Below are 19,294 nucleotides of genomic sequence, written 5' to 3'. Positions count from 1 at the left end.
TTATGCAAAAGACGTCAAAGCGAGAGGACGTCATGGGTCAGTTTCAAGCCGCCATTATTCCGGTTACGCCGTTTCAGCAGAATTGCACGATTTTCTTCGATCAGGAGACCAGGGAAGGTGTCGTGATCGATCCGGGTGGCGATGTCGAGGAAATCCAGCGCGTCATTGCCGAGCAGAGGCTGACGATCAAGGAAATCTGGATTACCCATGGCCATCTCGATCATGCCGGCGGCGCGCAGGATCTGCGCGAGGCGCTGAACGTGCCGGTGATCGGCCCGCATGAGGATGACCGGATATTGCTGGAAACGCTGGAAGCGCAGGTTTCGCGTTTCAACATTCCGCTGAAGCTTCGCAATCTCGTGCCGGATCGCTTCCTGAAGGACGGCGAGGTGCTAAGCTTTGGTGAGCACCGTTTCGAAGTTTATCACTGCCCCGGCCACGCGCCCGGCCATGTCATCTTCTTCAATCGGACCTTACGCTTTGCCCATCTCGGCGATGTGCTGTTCAACGGCTCCATCGGCCGCACCGACCTGCCCGGCGGCAATCACCAGCAATTGCTCGATTCCATCCGCGACAAGGTTCTGCCGCTCGGTGACGACGTCGGCTTCATCTGCGGCCATGGCCCCGGCAGCCGCATTGGCGACGAGCGCCGCCATAACCCCTTCCTGAAGGGTCTTTGAGCGACATCACGTCGACAAAAAAACCCGGCAAAACTGCCGGGCCGCTGCTTGTCTTGACAAATGAACCAGGCAATCAGCCTGCGATCTGCAGATTGACAGCCTTCGGGCCTTTGCCGCGGCGGTCCGGTTCCGTATCAAAGCTGACTTTCTGGTTTTCGCTCAGACCGGAAAGACCGGATGCTTGAACGGCAGAGATATGCACGAAGATGTCGGCGCCGCCATTGTCCGGCTTGATGAAGCCGAAGCCCTTGTCGGTGTTGAAGAATTTTACAATGCCAGTTTCGGCCATGCGTTAGGTCCTTTTCTCTCTGTCCGGGATCGGCGGACAGCATTGCTCAGTCCCCGAAGGGGTTAGACGGGCAATCCTGTCGTGAGGAAAGGTCCCAGCTACCGCAGCCACCGGATCAGTGCGACCTAAGGTCGTGTCCCCTTGTGGATGCCCGGAACTTCTGCGTCTCCGGTGCTTCGAAATGATAAGGTCTTTCCGCGCGCAAAAATGCCCGAACGGCGTGAGAGTGCTAGGTTTGTGGCGACTTGGCAAGAGAAAGTTTTTTTACCATTCGCTCAATTCCGGCGTGCAAGCAGGAGATGAAATACGCCGTCCATCCGGGTTTTTCCCGGTATTGGGCCAAAAATTTGCCTTGTTTGCGGTGACGGCCTTTGAAATTCCCTGAAATCAAGCGTTTGAGCGGTAAAGTTTTCCAATGGGGGAACTTGGTCGATATCTTAAATTTTTATGAAGATGCCATGCGGAATCTGCTCCATTCCGGCACGATTTCCACGGAAAGCATGGCCAGAAACAGCAGGCCGCAGCCCATATAGCCAATGAAGGGCAGGCTTTCCCCCAGCAGCAAAGCACCGAGCAGCGCCCCGAACAGCGCCTCCGACGAGAGAAAAATCGCCGCCTGCGGGGCCGTGGTATAGCGTTGGCCGACGATCTGCAGCGTAAAGGCCGCACCGCTGGACAGGAGACCGCCATAGAGAATCTGCACCAGCCCGTTTTCGATATCGGCAAGCCGGATCGGCTCCAGCGCCCCGGCGGTGATCAGGCCGCAGACGGCGGTTACGGCAAACTGGATGAAGGCAAGCGTCATGGGGCGCGGTGTCCCCGCCATCAACCGGCCCGTCATGGTGATCTGCACCGCAAAGAACAGCGCGCAGATCATGGTCAGCCCATCGCCGCCGTTCAGCCTGCTCAAGCTGCCGCCGCTCAGCAGCAGAATACCGATGAGGCAGGCGAGCGCCGCAGGCCATATGATCCAGTGCGGCTTCTGGCGCAGCGCCGCCACCGCAATCACCGGCACCATCACCACGTAAAGCCCGGTGAGAAAGCTGGCATTGGTGACGGTGGTATATTTCAGACCGAATTGCTGGAAGGTCTGGGCAATGAACAAGGCGATCCCGGTCACCACAAAACCCAGCCGCTGGCGGCGGGTCAGCGGTGTTGCCGCACGGCGCGTTTCGTAAAGGGCGAAGGGGAGAAGCGCCAGCGAGGCCAGAAGAAAGCGCAGCGCATTATACCAGTTGGGCTCCATATGCCCCATGGCGGTAGACTGGGCCACAAAGCCGCCGCCCCAGATGGCAGCGGCCAGAAGCAGCAATAAATTGGCCTGAATGCGTGACATGCGATGCGCCCTCGTTTCTCCGGCGCACTTATCAGCCCTAACCTATCCCCGCAACCCGGCGCGGCAGATGGCAGCCGCACACAATCATAGGATCATCGGCAGAAGATCATTGGCACAGGATCACCGGCCATCCTTCTTGCTGGGCGGCAGGCGATTGATCCACACCAGTGCCAGCCCAAGCCCGGCCAGCACAACCAGAAGGCGTCGATCCGCCAGCACCGAAAGCGAATCCGGCACATGCAGCGACCCGGCGGCCTGCGCCTGAATGGCGTGGCCAGCAGCGTGTGTGGCGGTGGCGATGCTGCCGGTTTCGACAGTGTCGACGCGGGCTGCATCGTCTTCCACCGAGGCTTCCACCGGGCGCACGCCGACAGCCAGAAGACCGGTGAAAACAGCCGCCAGCAGCCAGGCGACCATCAGCCGCTTGAGTGCTTTGCTTTGACGTGTTTCCGGGCGCTTACCGGCAGTCCTGACCGACACCGGATTCGCACCCGGCAGCGTGCCCGAAACCAACACCGCATTTTCCGCTTTTGCCCGACCCATGACACCGCTTCCTTCCGCTCAACCGCGAGACGATAAAAGCCTGCCGAAATGGCCGGGAAGTGGACCGAAATGCGGCACTGCACCGCAAAAAATAAGGCGATATTGTGGCAGGTTAACTTTTGTAGACAAGGCGTTAAGATCTGGCGTGAAATTGGCACCGAGACCCGTCATACCAAGGCTCGCAGATGCTACTGCATAATTCCTTAAATCGGAGTCGATTTAAGGTGAAAATTATGCAGCAGATTTAAAGCGTTACAGCGTCCTTTGTGCGTTTTATAAAACGCACGGCGCTGTAATGCATCCTCGCCTCGAAGAGATTTCGAATATCTCAAATGCATCAGGAGCTTGAGATATTCGAAAAGGGAATACGAAGCGTCATTTTCAATGACTCTTCGTATCAGACAGGCTTTTGCACTGCGCAAGAAAAGCGAATTCGGGGTGCCTTTCCGCTTGCTATGGGGGGGCGGAATTGTCATAGAGCTAGAACCTGAAGCCGGAGCATTTGCGGCTTCCCCTTTCAACAGCTTCAGGACCCAGACCAATGGCATTCCTCGCCGACGCTCTTTCCCGTGTTAAGCCTTCCGCGACCATCGCAGTTTCCCAGAAAGCCCGGGAACTGAAAGCGAAAGGCCGTGACGTGATCGGGCTTGGCGCTGGCGAGCCGGATTTCGATACGCCGGACAATATCAAGAAGGCGGCCATCGACGCCATCAATCGCGGCGAAACGAAGTACACGCCGGTTTCCGGCATTCCGGAACTGCGCAAGGCCATCGCCGAAAAGTTCAAGCGCGAGAACGGCCTGGACTACAAGCCGGAACAGACCATTGTCGGCACCGGCGGCAAGCAGATCCTGTTCAACGCCTTCATGGCGACGCTGAACGCCGGCGATGAAGTCATCGTGCCCGCGCCCTACTGGGTGTCCTATCCGGAAATGGTCTCCATTTGCGGCGGCACCCCGGTTTTCGTGACGGCAAAGCAGGAAAACAACTTCAAGCTCACGGCGGAAGACCTGGAAAAGGCCATTACGCCGAAGACCAAGTGGTTCATCTTCAACTCGCCGTCCAACCCGTCCGGCGCGGCCTACAGCCATGACGAACTGAAGGCGCTGACCGATGTGCTGGTCAAGCACGAGCATGTCTGGGTGCTGACCGATGACATGTACGAGCACCTGACCTTCGGCGATTTCAAATTCGTCACCCCTGTGGAAGTAGAGCCGAAACTCTATGACCGCACGCTGACCATGAACGGCGTGTCCAAGGCTTACGCCATGACCGGCTGGCGTATCGGCTATGCCGCCGGGCCGCTGGCGCTGATCAAGGCCATGGACATGATCCAGGGCCAGCAGACCTCCGGCGCCTGCTCGATCGCCCAATGGGCTTCCGTCGAGGCGCTGAACGGTCCGCAGGACTTCATCGCCGCCAACAAGAAGGTGTTCGAGGGCCGCCGCGATCTGGTGGTTTCGATGCTGAACCAGGCCAAGGGCATCACCTGCCCCTGCCCGGAAGGCGCTTTCTACGTCTACCCCTCCTGCGCAGGGCTGATCGGCAAGACCGCACCCTCCGGCAAGGTAATCGAAACGGATGAGGACTTCGTGACCGAACTTCTTGAAACGGAAGGCGTGGCCGTGGTGCACGGCTCGGCTTTCGGCCTCGGCCCGAACTTCCGCATTTCCTACGCCACCTCGGAAGAACTGCTGGAAGAAGCCTGCAAGCGCATCCAGCGCTTCTGCGCCGCTTGCCGGTAATTCCTTGATTATGAAAAGCCCGGCGGTGATCTCCATCACCGCCGGGCTTTTATTTTGGTCAGCTTTCGACGTGCCGATCTGCTCGATCACATCATCTTTCGCCCATTCGGCACCGGGCCGGTGACGCTCGCCAGTACAATCGCGCCGTTTTCATCCTCGAAGCCCAGCGTCAACACTTCCGAGCGCACAGGCCCGATCTGGCGCGGCGGGAAATTGACCACGCCCAGAACCTGCCGTCCCACAAGGGTTTCCGGCGTATAATGCACGGTGATCTGCGCGGAAGAGCGCTTGATGCCGATCTCCGGGCCGAAATCGATGCGCAGCTTGTAGGCAGGCTTGCGCGCCTCTGGAAAAACCTCCGCCTCGATAATCGTACCGACACGGATATCGACCTTTTCGAAATCGGCAAAGCTGATGAGCTGTTCGGTCGGCTCGCTCACGATGCCAGTTCCTCGGCGCGCTGTTTGGCGGCGGCGACTGCCTTGTCGAACAAAGGCTGCATACCGTCCTCGGCCATCAGCACGGCCAGGGCTGCTGCGGTTGTGCCGCCCGGAGAGGTAACATTCCGGCGCAGAATGGCAGCGTCGTCGGGGGACTGGTGAAGCAGTTCACCAGCCCCCGCGACAGTTTCCCGTGCGAGGCGCATGGCGAGGTCCGCCGGCAGGCCGGCTTTGCGGCCCGCCTCGCCAAGGCACTCCACGAGATAGAAAACATAGGCCGGGCCGCTGCCGGAGACGGCGGTGACGGCATCGATATCGCGCTCCTCCGCCACCCATTCCACCGGGCCGCTGACCTTGAGCAAATCATGCACTTCGGCGCGCTGGGCTTCCGTCACGCGGGGATTGGCATAGGCGCCGGTAATGCCCCGGCCCACCATGGCAGGCGTATTGGGCATGGCGCGCACCATGCCGGCGGAGCCAAGATGGCTCTCCAGGAAACCGATGGTCTTGCCCGCCGCCACGGAAACGACGACCGTGCCCTCACCCACCAGGCCTTTCAGCGGCGGCAGCACCGCCTCCATCACCTGCGGCTTCACCGCCAGGAACAGGATGCCCGCCGTCACACCTGCGGGTGCCGTGGTCATGTGCCGGGCGCCACTTTCGGCGATCCGCGCGGCCATGGCCTCGCTCGGACCGGGATCGATGACGATCACCCGGTCGCCGCCGAGACCGGCCTTGAGCCATCCGGTGAGCATGGCGCCGCCCATATTGCCGGCGCCGACGAGCACAATGGGACCTGCCATGGATCAGGCCTCGCCGACGGTTTCGAACAGCACCGCCTCAAGTGCTGACTTGGCGTCCATGCCCGACCAGACCACGAACTGGAAGGCCTGATAATAGGCCTCGCAGGCCTCGACCGCGCTGGACAGCAGCACTTCCACCTGCTGGTTGGTAGGCTCGGCACCGCCTGCCAGAAGCAGGGACTGGCGGAAAATCGCGGCGTTTTCCTGGTTCCACAGATCGAAATGGCCCATCAGCACCTGACCGTTGATCAGGGACAGAAGACGCAGGATTTCGATGGCGCGCTTTTCCGGCACCTTCAGATCGAAGGCACAGGCCAAATGCAGCGCCTCATATTCTTCCATCCAGGAGAAAGAGACCTGGTAGGAGGCCCAGCGCCCGACCACGGTCATGGCGATCTCATCCTCGCCCGACCGCTCGAAAGACCAGTCATTGCTGGAGGCGACGAACTCGATCATGTCGACCGGGTTGGACTGGCGTTCAAATTGCAATTCCATCAGGCTCATGCAGCACCTTTTCGATCCGGAATGACGAGTGACGATGAACGCGACGACCATCGACGAAACCAACGCACTAACCGGAAAACACGCTTCGAAATGATGCCCGCACCCCCAGAATACCCATAGGCACCCTGCCCGAAGCTTGCCGGGCTCGTTTCGAATCATCATTTAAAATCAGTGTATAGCGGGGCGGAGTCGACGCCAGCCCCCTGCCGGGCAAATCCCCTCCGGCGCTGTGGACAGGGCTTGGTGCGCTACTTCGTGATTGCGGCTTAACCGACTCTGCCAACTGCCTTTTTTGGCAATCTCCACATGTGGAAAAAAAATCCTTAACAAGGGCCTGGAGCGCCCGGAAACGAGTCCCGTTAAGTGTCTCGAATCAAAACAAAAACGGCCGCAAGCCCTGCGACCGTTTTTCAACGTGATTATTGATTTGCGAAAGAATCTACGGCAGCCGAGCGTGAAACGCGCCCTTTTCCGTAATCAGCCTTCGGTGGGAGTGGCCGGGCTATTCAGGCGGGCCTCAAGGGTCTCGATGCGCGCCTTGAGCGCCTCGTTTTCCTCCAGCGCCTTCACCGCCATCTCGCGCACCACGTCGAACTCCTCGCGGCGCACGACATCGAGCCCGTTCAGCCAGCGTTCGGCCTGGGCGTGAAAAGCCTGCTCCACTTCCTTGCGCATGCCCTGGGCGGCGCCGGCGGCGTCGGTCATCAGCCTGGCGAACTCATCCATGAAACGGTTGGTTCCGGTGCTCATCCTGGTGCTCCATCTGTGCTGGTCGGGCGGATATCCTCCGCCGAAAAACGGTAACCGCCATCGCTTATCCTTGGCGGCGTCTTCATTCCACCTGATTTTGAGGTAGGGAGTGTGGGCAGCCGTTGCAAGGAAAAAAATGCGGATGACGGCCCGCCCGGAGACACTCACCAGAGATTCATCTTGACCGGTGCAACGCGCACCGCCATTTTCCCGCAAACACCTGAAAGCATAGCATTGACAACCATAGCCAATTACGCCGCCCTGCTGGCCTATCCCGAAATCGATCCCGTGGCCATCGCCATCGGGCCGCTTGCCATACGCTGGTATGGGCTGGCCTATGTGGCGGGCATTCTGATCGGCTGGTGGCTGGCGCGGCGGATGATTGCCAAGGCCAGCCTCTGGCCGGGCAACAGCATCGCCATCACCGACCGCCATCTCGATGACTTTCTCGTCTGGGCCGCTGTCGGCATCGTGCTGGGCGGGCGCATCGGCTATGTGCTGTTCTACGATCTCGATCCCGTGCTGGCCAATCCGCTGCTGGCCCTGCAGGTCTGGAATGGCGGCATGTCCTTCCATGGCGGGCTGACCGGAGCGACGCTGGCGATGATCCTCTTTGCCCGCCGCCATGCCCTGCCCACCTGGTCGCTGTTCGACCTTGTCGCCAGCGTGGCGCCGATCGGGCTGTTCTTCGGCCGCATCGCCAATTTCATCAATGGCGAATTGTGGGGGCGCGCCTCGGATGTGCCGTGGGCCATGGTGTTTCCCACAGGCGGCCCCTTCTCCCGCCATCCGAGCCAGCTTTACGAAGCGGCGCTGGAGGGCATCCTTCTCCTGATCGTCGTGCAGCTTGCGGGCCGCAAGGGTGGCCTGTTGAAGGCGCCGGGCACGGTGAGCGGCATTTTCATCTGCGGTTATGCGCTGGCGCGGATTTTCGTGGAATTCTTCCGCGAACCGGATGCGCAATTGGGCTATCTGGCAGGAAACTGGTTGACCATGGGCATGGTTCTGTCCACACCGATGCTGGCGCTCGGCCTCTGGGCCATCGTCCGGGCACAGCGGGCGGTGAAACAGGGATGAACAAGGAGCCGCCGGTCATGTCCACCCCGCTCGCAGACAAGATCAAGACGCTGATCCGCATGAACGGACCGCTGAGCGTTACCGATTATTTCGCGCTGTGCCTGGCCGATCCCGAGCACGGCTATTATCGCACCCGCGAGCCCTTCGGCACCGGCGGCGATTTCATCACCGCGCCGGAGATCAGCCAGTTGTTCGGCGAGATGATCGGCGTGTTCATCGTGCATGCCTGGCAGCGCCACGGCCTGCCCGCACCGGTGCGGCTGGCCGAGGTCGGCCCCGGGCGCGGCACGATGATGAGCGACATGCTGCGGGTGATTGCAAGGCTTGCGCCCGATCTCTACCGCGATTCCACCGTGCATCTGGTGGAAACCAGCGCCCGGCTGCGCGAGGTGCAGCATGCGACGCTGGAGCAGCATATCGAAAAGATTTCCTGGCATGACAGTTTCGATGAAGTGCCGGATGGTTTCGTGCTGGTGGTGGCCAATGAACTGTTCGACGCCATTCCGATCCGGCAATTCGTGAAAACGCCGGGCGGCTTCCGTGAGCGCATGGTCAGCCTCGGGCTCGACAACGAATTGTCCTTCACCACTGGCGTGGCGACGCTGGACCCGGCCCTTCTGCCCGCGGGCACGAGCATGCCGCCGGATGGCACAATCTTCGAGATCGCGCCTGCCCGGCAGGCGGTGATGCAGGCCATGTGCGAGCGGCTGAAAAGCGAAGGCGGCACGGCGCTGATCATTGATTATGGCCACATGTCCACCGGCTTCGGCGATACCTTGCAGGCGGTGAAGAACCACAGCTACGATCCGCCGCTGGCAAGCCCCGGCCGGGCAGACCTCACCAGCCATGTGGATTTCGAGGATCTGGCGCGCACGGCGATGGCCAGCAATGTGCATGTCAATGGCTGCCTCCGCCAGGGCGATTTCCTGCTGGGCCTCGGTCTTGCCGACCGGGCGGGCGCGCTTGGGCGCGGCAAGGATGAAGCCGTGCAGAAGGAACTGACCGAGGCCGTGCAGCGGCTGGCGGGTGCCGGAGAAGGCTGCATGGGGGAACTGTTCAAGGTGCTGGCCGTTTCAAGCCCGGCGCTGGCGCTTTCCCCGTTCCGGCCTGTTACGGAGTAATCTCCGCATACACTGAAAAACCCCTCTTACCTCAAGCGGAGGATTGCCGATGGAAACCGTGTCTTCGCCCCGGCCGATCATGGGCCCGGCGCTTGCCAAGGCCGAGGCGCATGGCGTCCGCCATGGCTTCTTCACCCGCCAGGGCGGGGTTTCGGAGGGGATCTATGCCGGTCTGAACGTCGGCATCGGCTCGCAGGATCTGCGCGCGCATGTGCAGGAAAACCGTCGCCGGGTCGCAGGCTTTTTCGGGCTTGGCGAGGACAATCTCGCCACTGTCCACCAGATCCATTCCGCCGACGTCGTCACCGTCGAAGCACCGTTCGGCAGCGAGCGCCCGCAGGCGGACGCCATGGTGAGCCGCACGCCCGGCGTCATTCTCGGGGTGCTGTCTGCCGATTGCGGGCCAATCCTGTTTGCAGACGCTGAAGCGCGGGTGATCGGCGCGGCCCATGCCGGCTGGAAGGGCGCGCTGACCGGCGTTTTGGAAAACACCATCGCGGCCATGGTGGCGCTGGGGGCGCGGCGGGAGGCAATCATCGCCACGCTTGGCCCCTCCATCAGCGGCGCGGCCTACGAAGTGGGGCCGGAATTCGTGGAGCGCTTTCTGGCGCATGATGCGGACTATGCCCGTTTCTTCCGGCCGTCGGAAAAGCCGGGCCACGCCTATTTCGACTTGCCGGGGCTGACCGTGCAAAGGCTGACAAAGGCCGGGGTGCAGGCAGACAGTCTGGGGCTCTGCACCTATGCCGATCCGGACACCTTCTTTTCCTATCGCCGCACCACCCATGCCAAAGAGCCGGATTACGGACGTCAGGTTTCGGCCATTGCCCTTATGGAGCAAAGATGATGCTGCATTTCGCCAGGGAAGAATATGACACCCGACTGGGCAGGCTGACGGCCCGCATGCGCGAGGACAAGCTGGATGCCATGCTGCTCTTTGCCCAGGAAAGCATGTACTGGCTGACGGGCTATGACAGCTTTGGCTATTGTTTTTTCCAGACGCTGGTGGTGAAAGCCAATGGCGAGATGGCGCTGCTCACCCGCTCACCGGATCTCAGACAGGCGCGGCTGACCTCGATCATCGAAAACATCGTCATCTGGGTCGACCGCACCAATGCCGATCCCAGCATGGACCTGAAAAACCTGCTGAGCGACATGGACCTGCTGGGTTGCCGGATCGGCGTGGAATATGACACCCACGGCATGACCGGCCGCACCGCAAGGCTGGTGGACAATCAATTGCTGAGCTTCGGCGAGTTGATCGATGCCTCCAGCCTTGTCAGCGATCTCCGGCTGATCAAGAGCCCTGCCGAGATGGCGCATATCCAGCGCGCCGCCGAACTGGCGGATGATGCGCTGGATGCCGCCCTGCCGCTGATCCGCGCCGATGCCGACGAAGCCGCCATTCTCTCCGCCATGCAGGCAGCCGTGCTTAAAGGCGGCGGCGACTATCCCGCCCATGGCTTCATCCTTGGCTCCGGCGAGGAAGCGCTCCTCTGCCGCTATACTTCCAGCCGCCGCCGGCTGGGCGCGCGCGATCAATTGACACTGGAATGGGCGGGTGTGCATGCCCATTATCATGCCGCAATGCGCCGCACCGTGCTGATCGGCGAACCGACCAGCCGCCATCTGGAGCTTTATGAGGCAGCACTCGCCACGCTTCAGGCCATGGAGGGCAAGCTTCGCCCCGGCCAGACCTTCGCGGAGATTTTCGAGATCCAGGCACGGATGCTGGATGACAGCGGGCTGACCCGCCACAGGCTGAATGCCTGCGGCTATTCTCTCGGCGCCCGCTTTGCCCCCACCTGGATGGAACCGCAGATGTTCATGGCGGGCAACAGCCAGCCGATCGCCCCGAACATGGCGCTTTTCCTGCATGTGATCCTGCTGGATAGCGACCGCAATGCCGCAATGACGCTTGGCCAGACCTATCTGACCACGGAAGAGGCCCCGAAGGCACTTTCGCGCCACTCCCTCGACCTGCTGCTGCGATAATCGGGGCAGTTGCTCCCCTGTGTTTAAAAATTTAACTGTTTTCTGCGAGGCTGGCACAATAGTCGCCGGCATCGGGGTGCGTGACGGCGATATCCTGTCCTATCGAGGAGCCAGCCGATGCGCATCGATCGCTCTGCCATGGCCGTAACGCTTGCAGCGCTTGTCGGTTGCAGCACCTATGACACGTTGACCCCGCAGGTGGATGTCGGCACCAGCGGATCGATCTCCAGTTCACCTCTCACCGAGGCCGATATGCAGACGGCCATGCGGCAGAATGAGCATGGACCGATCCCACCTGAAGATGTGCCGGGTGGCCAGATGCCGCGTCGCCAGACCTATGCCCAAGCCCCCTACGCACAGGCTTATGTGAGCCCACCGCAGCCTGCGCCGGACCTTGCCGAAAGCACCACGCGTGGCCCCCAGAATACGCTGGAAGCCCAGGCCGAAGCGCTGCAACAGGGCTATAACCCCGCCGCTTCACAGCCGCTGGATACGCCCGTGTCCGATGCGCCGGCACGCCAGCACAGGCAATCGTCACATCAGCATCAACCGCGCTCGCAGCCGATGGCCGAGCCTGAACCGCAGCCGGAACAGACAGCAACCGACCCGGCCCCAACGACCACTGCCCCAACAACCACTGCCCAAGCCGCCCCGCCCACCCGCGAGGCCGCCCTGCCCGCGGCTGACCGCAATGCCATCCGCTTCCTGCCGATCATCGGCGCGCCGGAACCGGTGCTGACACCGCTGGCGCGGCAACTGGCGGCGGAGGCAAGAGCCAAAGGGCTGACCATTCTGCTTTCGGCGGACCAGCCCAGCCAGTATGTGCTGAAGGGCTATCTGTCCGCCTATGGCGAGGGCAGCACGGTCAACATTGTCTATGTCTGGGATGTGCTGGATGCGAGCGGCAACCGCCTGCACCGCATCCAGGGCCAGCAGGCCATTCCCGGCAAGGCCGCCGACCCCTGGGCCGCTGTTCCGGCTTCGATCATGCAATTGATCGCAACCCGCACCATCGAGGACTATCTGGATTGGCGAAACCACAGCCGAAGCTGACAGTGGCTGTGCGGTTTTGGAGCGCCATCCGGGGTTTTTTGCCACTCCTGCGAATTTCAAGGGATGGAACCTGTCAAACCACTTGCATTCGAGGGCAAGGGCGCTAAAAAGCGCCCATTGCAGCGCGGCACCTCCTTCATCGGCACCGGAGCGCTGCGTTCTTTTGGTATTTGCGACAGACGGGCGGGCCGCCGCCGGATCTTGCCGCAGCACGGGACAGGCGGGAAGAAATGAAGGTCTTCGCAGGTAATTCAAACCGGCAACTTGCTGAAGCAGTCTGTAATTATCTCAATCTTCCCCTTGGAAAAGCCAGTGTAAGGCGCTTCGCCGATCAGGAAATTTTCGTTGAAATCCAGGAAAACGTGCGTGGTGAGGATGTCTTTGTCATCCAGTCCACCTCTTTCCCGACCAATGACCACCTGATGGAACTGCTGATCATGATCGACGCCTTCCGCCGGTCTTCGGCGCGGCGCATCACGGCAGTCATTCCCTATTTCGGCTACGCCCGCCAGGACCGCCGTGCCTCTGGCCGCACGCCAATCTCGGCCAAGCTGGTCGCCAACCTGATCACCGAAGCCGGTGCCGACCGCGTGCTGACGCTGGACCTGCATGCCGGCCAGATCCAGGGCTTTTTCGACATCCCGACCGACAACCTCTTTGCCGCTCCGCTGCTCGCCCGCGATGTGAAAGACCATTACGAGCTTGAGAACGTCATGGTCGTCTCCCCGGATGTCGGCGGCGTCGTGCGGGCGCGCGCGCTTGCCAAGCGGCTGGACTGTCTTCTCGCCATCGTCGACAAGCGCCGCGAGCGCCCGGGCGAATCCGAGGTGATGAACATCATCGGCGATGTCTCGGGCAAGGACTGCATCCTGATCGACGATATCGTCGACAGCGGCGGCACGCTCTGCAATGCGGCGGAAGCCCTGCTCAGCCGTGGCGCCACCAGTGTCACCGCCTATATCACCCATGGCGTGCTGTCCGGAGGCGCGGTGACCCGCGTAACCTCCTCGAAACTGCGGGAACTGGTGATCACTGATTCGATCCAGCCGACCACCGCAGTCCAGTCGGCGCACAATATAAGGGTGCTCAGCACCGCCACATTGCTCGGCGAAGCCATCAATCGTACCAGCGCGGAAGCGTCTGTCTCCAGTCTTTTTGACTGAAGCAAATGCTACTTTCGGCTGTGCGCCGGATTGATTATATACTATAATGAAGGGCGTATTCCTCGGGATACGCCCTTTATTTTTATGCCAAAAGAAACATTCTAATATCTGTCAGGTTTGAGGGAGTGAGAGATAAAGCCGAATGGCCGATTTTCCCGAGCGGCGAGTTATCCACTATAGATTGTGTAATATCGCGACAAGCGGTTAACCAAATCCACGCTCACGGTTAGCATATTCATTTTTCTGATAGCACTTCTGCACAAAACTGGGATAATCCTGAAGAAAACCACGGCCCTGAAATCTCATGATCGTTTCATCTGCTCTTCCGCCCATGCTGCAATCATTGACCCGAGAGCCTATGCCGTTAACGCAAAAGGACATGTTGAGCAGTCCCAACGTCCATGATCTGATCCGGCGTCAGGCTCATGGATTTCTGGAAAGGTTTCAGGACCGTCCGCAGCTTGGGCGCATTTTTGCCAGTCATCAGAAATGGTTGCTGGCACACCTGGCACTGCTGCTTTACTTTGAAAATGGGCGCGTTCTTTCCGCCCGCTTTTTCGAGCAGGTCGAAAGCCAGAATGTTGCGAGCCGCAATACTGCGGATGCCTTCCTGAAGGAACTGGAAGCCTATCATATCCTGGAACAGATCGGCTCCGACGATCGCCGCAGCCGTCCGACCGTGCCGTCACAACTGACGCTGGCAACCGTGGGCGGCTGGTTCATCAATCATCTTCAGACCCTGGATGATTTCGATGGCGGCAACCGGCTGGAGCAATTCAATGCCGACGCCCATGACATCATGGCGCGCATCCATCCGCATATCGCCAGATCATTTCTGGTGACACCGGAAATGCGCGAACAGCCGGAGATTTTCAAACCCTTCGTCTGGCTCAACAATGGCAGCATCATCATCGACTGGATGATCGCCAATACGGTGCCGACGGAGGCCGGGATAGCGGAAGTGCCGACGGCCATTGTTTCCATCCAGGCCATGGCGGAAACCTTCCACCTGTCCCGCACCCACCTGACGCGCAAACTGCTGGAAGCCGAACAGATGAAGACTATCGGCTGGAAAGGTGTCAGAGGCCGTTCGACGCTTTGGGTGTCCAACGATTTCCGGATGGAATATGCCAGAGCCCAGACCGTCAAGCTTGAGATCATCGACGCCGCCTGGGCGCAGGCGGGACTGCCGATCCGCACGCCCGATCCGGCGTCTTGACGGCCCCTTCTCTTCTTAGAGCGTTTCCTTGTTTCACGGAAACACAGTCCACGACGCAAAAGTTTAGGCGGGTAGCATACCCCCCTCTGTCCTGCCGGACATCTCCCCCTCAAGGGGGGAGATCGCTTTGTAGCCAGCTTCTCAAACTCCAGAAATCTCTCCGATACAGGCAATTGCCGTGAGTTGAGAAAGTTCAGGATGGGTTTATCTTGCCGATCTCCCCCCTTGAGGGGGAGATGCCTGGCAAGGCAGAGGGGGGTGAGCGGCAGGCTCAAACCTTAGTGTCGTGTACTGTGGCACGGAAACATTGAAACGCTCTAACTCTTTGTTTCTACGCATCTCCGGACGGAAAACCGTAACTACACTTTTCTCGGGACAATGCTTTAGAGACCCGGCAACGGGCAGGCTTCGCCGTTAAACAGCCGGGAGCGTGTCAGGAACCGCCGCTCGCGGCCATTGTCGAGGGAAAACATGCCGCCTCGCCCCGGTACGACATCGATGATCAGTTGCGTGTGTTTCCACACCTCGTACTGGCTCTGATGGATGTAAAAAGGCACGCCATCGATCTCACCGAGTTTCACATCGGTGTCACCAACAATGTAATCATCCGCCGGATAGCACATGGGCGAAGACCCATCGCAGCAGCCACCCGACTGGTGGAACAGGATCTGCGGATACTCCTGCCGGATCTCCCGGATCAGCGTGACCGCCGCTTCCGTGGCAACCACCCTTGGCTCACCGTCCTGAAATTCGCCCATCATCGCCTCACCTCGAAGATCGCCACTAAAGCATGTCGCGCAAAAGTGTGCAGCGGTTTTGCGATAACGACATGCTTTTAAACAAGACCTTAAAGCACGTTGCATGAGGCTGATAAGCCGCAACGTGCTTTAAAAACAGAAGGCACCGCGAAACAACCTGCTCCGCGATGCCGAAAGCAAAAGCGCCGTCTGGACGCCCGGATTTTAGAAGAACCCAAGCGCCTTCGGGCTGTAGCTCACCAGCATGTTCTTGGTCTGCTGATAATGGTCCAGCATCATCTTATGGGTTTCGCGGCCGATACCGGACTGCTTGTAGCCGCCGAAGGCCGCATGGGCCGGATAGGCGTGGTAGCAATTGGTCCAGACGCGTCCGGCTTGGATATTGCGGCCAAAGCGGTAGCAGGTATTGGCGTCACGGCTCCAGACACCGGCGCCGAGGCCGTAAAGCGTGTCATTGGCGATGGCCAGCGCGTCCGCCTCATCCTTGAAGGTGGTGACAGAGACCACCGGCCCGAAGATTTCCTCCTGGAAGATGCGCATTTTGTTATGACCGCGGAACACCGTGGGCTTGACGTAATAGCCGCCCGCCAGGTCACCGCCGAGGTCATTGCGGTAGCCGCCGGTCAGCACTTCCGCCCCTTCCTGCTTGCCGATATCGATATAGGAGAGAATTTTTTCGAGTTGCTCGCTGGAGGCCTGCGCCCCGATCATGGTGGACATCTCCAGCGGATGACCCTGCACCACGGCTTCCACACGCTTGACGGCCTTTTCCATGAAGCGATCGTAGATCTTTTCATGCACCAGCGCACGGCTGGGGCAGGTGCAGACCTCACCCTGGTTGAGGGCGAACATGGCGAAACCTTCGAGCGCCTTGTCGAGGAAGTCGTCATCCTCGTTCATCACATCGGCGAAGAAGATGTTGGGAGACTTGCCGCCCAGTTCCAGCGTCACGGGGATCAGGTTCTGGCTGGCATATTGCATGATCAGGCGGCCCGTCGAGGTCTCGCCGGTAAAGGCGATCTTGGCGATGCGCGGGCTGGAGGCAAGCGGCTTGCCAGCCTCGAGGCCGAAGCCGTTGACGATATTGAGAACGCCCGGCGGCAAAAGGTCGCCCACCAGTTCAGCCCAGACGAGAATGGAGGACGGGGTCTGTTCGGCAGGCTTAAGCACCACGCAGTTGCCGGCGGCCAGTGCGGGCGCGAGCTTCCAGGCGGCCATGAGAATGGGGAAGTTCCAGGGAATGATTTGGCCGACGACGCCGAGCGGCTCATGGAAATGATAGGCGACGGTATCGTGGTCGATCTCACCGATCGAGCCTTCCTGCGAACGCACGCAGGCGGCAAAATAGCGGAAATGATCGATGGCGAGAGGAATGTCGGCTGCCATGGTTTCGCGCAGCGGCTTGCCGTTATCCCAGGTTTCGGCGCGCGCCAGAAGTTCCAGATTGCTTTCCATCCGGTCGGCGATCTTGTTGAGAATATTGGCGCGCTCCGTCACCGAGGTGCGGCCCCATTTATCCTTTGCGGCATGGGCGGCATCGAGCGCCAGATTGATATCCCGCTCATCCGAGCGCGCCACGTCGCAGAGCTTGCCACCGGTCACCGGCGTCGTGTTCTCGAAATAGCGCCCGCCCACCGGCTCCCGCCAATCGCCGCCGATGAAATTGCCGTATTTCAGCTTGAACGGACTGCTGGCGATGTTCTGAACCTGAATGTTCATTGTGTTTCCTCCCGAATGAACAGTTCCTTGCGGAACCTTGGGCGGGATGATCCAACCGAAAGCCGGCCGTGAACAGTCCAGGCCGGGAATACCGCAACGCACACTGTCTCAACGCTGCGACAGTGGTCTGCTGCTTAGAACCACCGAAACACCCTAAAGCCCGTTGCGGCTTATCAGCCTCATGCAACGTGCTTTACTTTCTTGGTTTAACGCATGTCGTTATCGCAAAACCGCTGCACACTTTTGCGCGACATACTCTAATGCAGTTCCAGCCGCTTGATCTTGCGATGAAGCGTCGCCCGGCTGATGCCGAGAAGCTGGGCGGCTTGGGATACGTTGCCGCCGGTGCGCGACAACACGCGCCTGAGAGCTGCCCGCTCCGCCTCCAGAAGATCGGAGCCCTCCTCCCCGCGCCGTTCGTGCAGCGCATCCGAGGCAGGAAGGCCGCGGGCAATGGCCTGATCATCGATCTGCAAGGCCTGCCGGGCGGAGCGTGTGGCGCCGAGAATGAGATCGTCGCCATCCACCGCCAAAAGCGCTGAGGGCGATCCTGCATTGGGCAGCATGACGATGCGGGCCTTTGGAAAAGCCAGGCGGAACAGGTTGGTTTCCACCCGCAATGCCGCATCGCGCACAGCCTGTGACAGCATGGCGAGCGTCAGATCCGTGACATCGTTGCGGCAGGTGGAAATATCGAGCGCTGCCGTCACCTGCCCCAGATGATCGCGAATGGGCGCGGTGGCGCAGCTCAAGGCGATATTGGCGGACAGAAAATGCTGCTCGCGATGAATGGTCACCGCCCGCTCGTCGGCCAGCGCCGTACCGATACCGTTAGTGCCGGCGCTCGCCTCGCTCCACACCGCCTGCTGCCAGAGGCCGAGACGGTGGAAATCCTTGTCATCGCCGGCAACGCCCCGCCGCTCCAGCACCACGCCATGACGATCCGCCAGGACGAGGCAGCAGCCTGATCGTCCGACCATGGTGAAAAGCCGGTCGATCTCATCGGAACTGGCGCTGACGAGATGGGCCATGCGCTCACGCATGCGGCGAAATTCAGCCTCCTCCAGCGTTTGCGGGCTTCGGCGTTCGTCAGGGGTCAGGTGGTGAAGATCGAGGCAGCGCCGCCACGAGGCGGCAATGGGCGAACTGGCGGCCCTTGAGCCTTCCAGCGCCACGGAATAAACCTTGTCGGAATGCTTGTGCGCGACGTTCATTTGCTCCTCCCAAAGCAGACGACATCTTGATGCCATCATGACCGGTTGCAGCCGCTATGGCAATCACCTGTTTCTGGGAGCAGATGTTTCCAGGGGCAGCGCTTGCGTTTCCGGGTGATCTCCTGTAAGGAGCGCCCGTCCGCGTAGACACCCTTGGAGGCAACGCGGATGAAGCCGTGACATTTCATTGCTTCAAGTCCGGATCAGGCGCGAGCCCCGGGCTCTCCAGTAACATTGAAAAGGAAAAGCCATGAGCCACGCATCTTACGAGCTCAAGGCCGTCGCACGCGAACGGGTTGGTAAGGGGTCCTCCCGTGAACTTCGCCGCAACGGTTCCATTCCCGCTGTCATCTATGGTGACAAGCAGGCCCCCGTTTCCATCGCGCTCAACACCAACGAGGTGACGAAGCGCATTCACGCCGGCGGTTTCATGACCACGGTTGCGATCATCGACCTCAACGGCGAAAAGATCCGCGTGCTGCCGAAGGATTATCAGCTGGATCCGGTGCGCGATTTCACCATGCACATCGATTTCCTGCGCGTGTCCGCCAACAGCGAAGTCACGGTTGCCGTTCCGGTTCACTTCGTGAACGAAGAGAAGTCCGCCATCAAGACCGGCGCCGTTCTCAACATCGTTCGTCACGAAGTCGAACTGCATGTTCCGGCCTCCAACATCCCGGAATTCATCACCGTTGACCTCGAAGGCCTGAAGGTTGGCGACAGCGTGCATATTTCCGCTGTCAAGCTGCCCGCCGGCACCTCCCCGGTCATCGCCGACCGCGACTTCACCATCGCCACCATCGTTGCCCCGGCAGCTGGCGTTGAAGAAGAAGCTCCGGCTGAAGAATAAGAAACGACAGCCACGCCTGCCAATCCTTGATTGTCA

Annotated in this window: 20 protein-coding genes; 10 read left to right on the top strand and 10 right to left on the bottom strand. The window is 60.3% G+C overall.

The window, feature by feature from the left end:
- Nucleotides 1–32: 32 nt before the first annotated feature.
- Entirely contained in the window at nt 33–680 is a 648-nt protein-coding gene (locus QO005_RS04255; RefSeq protein WP_307156742.1) for an MBL fold metallo-hydrolase, read from the top strand.
- 73 nt (nt 681–753) lie between these two features.
- On the opposite strand, the gene QO005_RS04250 is transcribed toward QO005_RS04255, so the two are convergent.
- The 3 genes from QO005_RS04250 to QO005_RS04240 all read right to left on the bottom strand — a co-directional run bounded on the left by QO005_RS04250 (nt 754) and on the right by QO005_RS04240 (nt 2,848).
- Nucleotides 754–969, bottom strand: coding sequence for a cold-shock protein (locus tag QO005_RS04250; protein ID WP_027488319.1), 216 nt, complete (start codon nt 967–969; stop codon nt 754–756).
- Nucleotides 970–1,414: 445 nt separating this feature from the next.
- Nucleotides 1,415–2,305, bottom strand: a complete 891-nt coding sequence (locus tag QO005_RS04245) for a DMT family transporter (RefSeq protein ID WP_307156741.1) — start codon at nt 2,303–2,305, stop codon at nt 1,415–1,417.
- A 120-nt stretch (nt 2,306–2,425) separates the two neighbouring features.
- Entirely contained in the window at nt 2,426–2,848 is a 423-nt protein-coding gene (locus QO005_RS04240; protein ID WP_307156740.1) for a hypothetical protein, read from the bottom strand.
- 541 nt (nt 2,849–3,389) lie between these two features.
- Here QO005_RS04240 and QO005_RS04235 point away from each other — a divergent pair.
- Nucleotides 3,390–4,592 carry a pyridoxal phosphate-dependent aminotransferase gene (locus QO005_RS04235; protein WP_307156739.1) on the top strand — a complete coding sequence of 401 codons (1,203 nt, stop codon included), beginning with the start codon at nt 3,390–3,392 and terminating at the stop codon, nt 4,590–4,592.
- Between the two features lie 86 nt (nt 4,593–4,678).
- Here the strand turns inward: QO005_RS04235 and QO005_RS04230 are convergent, their stop codons facing one another.
- The 4 genes from QO005_RS04230 to QO005_RS04215 all read right to left on the bottom strand — a co-directional run bounded on the left by QO005_RS04230 (nt 4,679) and on the right by QO005_RS04215 (nt 7,089).
- Nucleotides 4,679–5,032 carry a tRNA-binding protein gene (locus QO005_RS04230; RefSeq protein ID WP_307156738.1) on the bottom strand — a complete coding sequence of 118 codons (354 nt, stop codon included), beginning with the start codon at nt 5,030–5,032 and terminating at the stop codon, nt 4,679–4,681.
- Nucleotides 5,029–5,835, bottom strand: a complete 807-nt coding sequence (proC, locus tag QO005_RS04225; RefSeq protein WP_307156737.1) for a pyrroline-5-carboxylate reductase — start codon at nt 5,833–5,835, stop codon at nt 5,029–5,031. The genes QO005_RS04230 and proC overlap by 4 nt, the downstream gene beginning before the upstream one ends.
- Before the next feature lie 3 nt (nt 5,836–5,838).
- Nucleotides 5,839–6,339 carry a type III secretion system chaperone family protein gene (locus QO005_RS04220; RefSeq protein WP_307156736.1) on the bottom strand — a complete coding sequence of 167 codons (501 nt, stop codon included), beginning with the start codon at nt 6,337–6,339 and terminating at the stop codon, nt 5,839–5,841.
- 477 nt (nt 6,340–6,816) lie between these two features.
- Nucleotides 6,817–7,089: an accessory factor UbiK family protein gene (locus QO005_RS04215; RefSeq protein WP_307156735.1), complete on the bottom strand. Its 273-nt coding sequence runs from the start codon at nt 7,087–7,089 to the stop codon at nt 6,817–6,819.
- A gap of 234 nt (nt 7,090–7,323) precedes the next feature.
- Between QO005_RS04215 and lgt the strand changes: the two genes are divergently transcribed.
- From lgt to QO005_RS04180, 7 genes are all read left to right on the top strand, one after another.
- On the top strand, nt 7,324–8,166 hold the full coding sequence (gene lgt / locus QO005_RS04210) for a prolipoprotein diacylglyceryl transferase (RefSeq protein ID WP_307157070.1): 843 nt from the start codon (nt 7,324–7,326) through the stop codon (nt 8,164–8,166).
- A 17-nt stretch (nt 8,167–8,183) separates the two neighbouring features.
- The gene (locus QO005_RS04205) at nt 8,184–9,287 is read left to right on the top strand and encodes a class I SAM-dependent methyltransferase (RefSeq protein ID WP_307156734.1); all 1,104 of its coding nucleotides are present in this window, start codon (nt 8,184–8,186) and stop codon (nt 9,285–9,287) included.
- Nucleotides 9,288–9,336: 49 nt separating this feature from the next.
- On the top strand, nt 9,337–10,134 hold the full coding sequence (gene pgeF, locus QO005_RS04200; protein ID WP_307156733.1) for a peptidoglycan editing factor PgeF: 798 nt from the start codon (nt 9,337–9,339) through the stop codon (nt 10,132–10,134).
- The gene (locus QO005_RS04195) at nt 10,131–11,282 is read left to right on the top strand and encodes a M24 family metallopeptidase (protein ID WP_307156732.1); all 1,152 of its coding nucleotides are present in this window, start codon (nt 10,131–10,133) and stop codon (nt 11,280–11,282) included. The genes pgeF and QO005_RS04195 overlap by 4 nt, the downstream gene beginning before the upstream one ends.
- 117 nt (nt 11,283–11,399) lie before the next feature.
- On the top strand, nt 11,400–12,335 hold the full coding sequence (locus QO005_RS04190; protein ID WP_307156731.1) for a hypothetical protein: 936 nt from the start codon (nt 11,400–11,402) through the stop codon (nt 12,333–12,335).
- Nucleotides 12,336–12,565: 230 nt separating this feature from the next.
- Entirely contained in the window at nt 12,566–13,498 is a 933-nt protein-coding gene (locus tag QO005_RS04185; protein ID WP_307156730.1) for a ribose-phosphate pyrophosphokinase, read from the top strand.
- A 379-nt stretch (nt 13,499–13,877) separates the two neighbouring features.
- Complete coding sequence (locus QO005_RS04180; protein WP_307156729.1) at nt 13,878–14,717, top strand: hypothetical protein; 840 nt, start codon at nt 13,878–13,880, stop codon at nt 14,715–14,717.
- Between the two features lie 383 nt (nt 14,718–15,100).
- Here QO005_RS04180 and QO005_RS04175 read toward each other — a convergent pair whose 3' ends face one another.
- From QO005_RS04175 to QO005_RS04165, 3 genes are all read right to left on the bottom strand, one after another.
- Nucleotides 15,101–15,475 carry a DUF779 domain-containing protein gene (locus tag QO005_RS04175; RefSeq protein WP_307157069.1) on the bottom strand — a complete coding sequence of 125 codons (375 nt, stop codon included), beginning with the start codon at nt 15,473–15,475 and terminating at the stop codon, nt 15,101–15,103.
- A gap of 204 nt (nt 15,476–15,679) precedes the next feature.
- Nucleotides 15,680–17,194 (bottom strand): aldehyde dehydrogenase, encoded by a 1,515-nt coding sequence (gene adh, locus QO005_RS04170; protein WP_307156728.1) that lies wholly within the window; start codon nt 17,192–17,194, stop codon nt 15,680–15,682.
- Between the two features lie 257 nt (nt 17,195–17,451).
- Nucleotides 17,452–18,408, bottom strand: coding sequence for a helix-turn-helix domain-containing protein (locus QO005_RS04165; RefSeq protein ID WP_307156727.1), 957 nt, complete (start codon nt 18,406–18,408; stop codon nt 17,452–17,454).
- 250 nt (nt 18,409–18,658) lie between these two features.
- On the opposite strand from QO005_RS04165, the gene QO005_RS04160 reads away from it, so the two are divergent.
- On the top strand, nt 18,659–19,258 hold the full coding sequence (locus QO005_RS04160) for a 50S ribosomal protein L25/general stress protein Ctc (RefSeq protein ID WP_307156726.1): 600 nt from the start codon (nt 18,659–18,661) through the stop codon (nt 19,256–19,258).
- Nucleotides 19,259–19,294: the final 36 nt, after the last annotated feature.

This window comes from Allorhizobium paknamense (assembly GCF_030815125.1).
In the GTDB taxonomy this organism is placed as follows: domain Bacteria; phylum Pseudomonadota; class Alphaproteobacteria; order Rhizobiales; family Rhizobiaceae; genus Allorhizobium; species Allorhizobium paknamense.
The sequence above is the reverse complement of the archived record's forward strand: the minus strand, read 5'-3'. Positions and strand labels throughout refer to the sequence as shown.

Bases quoted from the DNA above. Each gene is read 5' to 3' on its own strand.
- QO005_RS04215 (WP_307156735.1), bottom strand. From the start codon at position 7,089: ATGAGCACCGGAACCAACCGTTTCATGGATGAGTTCGCCAGGCTGATG.
- QO005_RS04205 (WP_307156734.1), top strand. From the start codon at position 8,184: ATGTCCACCCCGCTCGCAGACAAGATCAAGACGCTGATCCGCATGAAC.
- adh (WP_307156728.1), bottom strand. From the start codon at position 17,194: ATGAACATTCAGGTTCAGAACATCGCCAGCAGTCCGTTCAAGCTGAAA.
- QO005_RS04160 (WP_307156726.1), top strand. From the start codon at position 18,659: ATGAGCCACGCATCTTACGAGCTCAAGGCCGTCGCACGCGAACGGGTT.
- QO005_RS04185 (WP_307156730.1), top strand. From the start codon at position 12,566: ATGAAGGTCTTCGCAGGTAATTCAAACCGGCAACTTGCTGAAGCAGTC.
- proC (WP_307156737.1), bottom strand. From the start codon at position 5,835: ATGGCAGGTCCCATTGTGCTCGTCGGCGCCGGCAATATGGGCGGCGCC.
- QO005_RS04195 (WP_307156732.1), top strand. From the start codon at position 10,131: ATGATGCTGCATTTCGCCAGGGAAGAATATGACACCCGACTGGGCAGG.
- QO005_RS04255 (WP_307156742.1), top strand. From the start codon at position 33: ATGGGTCAGTTTCAAGCCGCCATTATTCCGGTTACGCCGTTTCAGCAG.
- QO005_RS04220 (WP_307156736.1), bottom strand. From the start codon at position 6,339: ATGAGCCTGATGGAATTGCAATTTGAACGCCAGTCCAACCCGGTCGAC.
- QO005_RS04250 (WP_027488319.1), bottom strand. From the start codon at position 969: ATGGCCGAAACTGGCATTGTAAAATTCTTCAACACCGACAAGGGCTTC.
- QO005_RS04240 (WP_307156740.1), bottom strand. From the start codon at position 2,848: ATGGGTCGGGCAAAAGCGGAAAATGCGGTGTTGGTTTCGGGCACGCTG.
- QO005_RS04190 (WP_307156731.1), top strand. From the start codon at position 11,400: ATGCGCATCGATCGCTCTGCCATGGCCGTAACGCTTGCAGCGCTTGTC.
- QO005_RS04245 (WP_307156741.1), bottom strand. From the start codon at position 2,305: ATGTCACGCATTCAGGCCAATTTATTGCTGCTTCTGGCCGCTGCCATC.
- pgeF (WP_307156733.1), top strand. From the start codon at position 9,337: ATGGAAACCGTGTCTTCGCCCCGGCCGATCATGGGCCCGGCGCTTGCC.
- QO005_RS04235 (WP_307156739.1), top strand. From the start codon at position 3,390: ATGGCATTCCTCGCCGACGCTCTTTCCCGTGTTAAGCCTTCCGCGACC.
- QO005_RS04175 (WP_307157069.1), bottom strand. From the start codon at position 15,475: ATGGGCGAATTTCAGGACGGTGAGCCAAGGGTGGTTGCCACGGAAGCG.
- QO005_RS04180 (WP_307156729.1), top strand. From the start codon at position 13,878: ATGTTGAGCAGTCCCAACGTCCATGATCTGATCCGGCGTCAGGCTCAT.
- QO005_RS04165 (WP_307156727.1), bottom strand. From the start codon at position 18,408: ATGAACGTCGCGCACAAGCATTCCGACAAGGTTTATTCCGTGGCGCTG.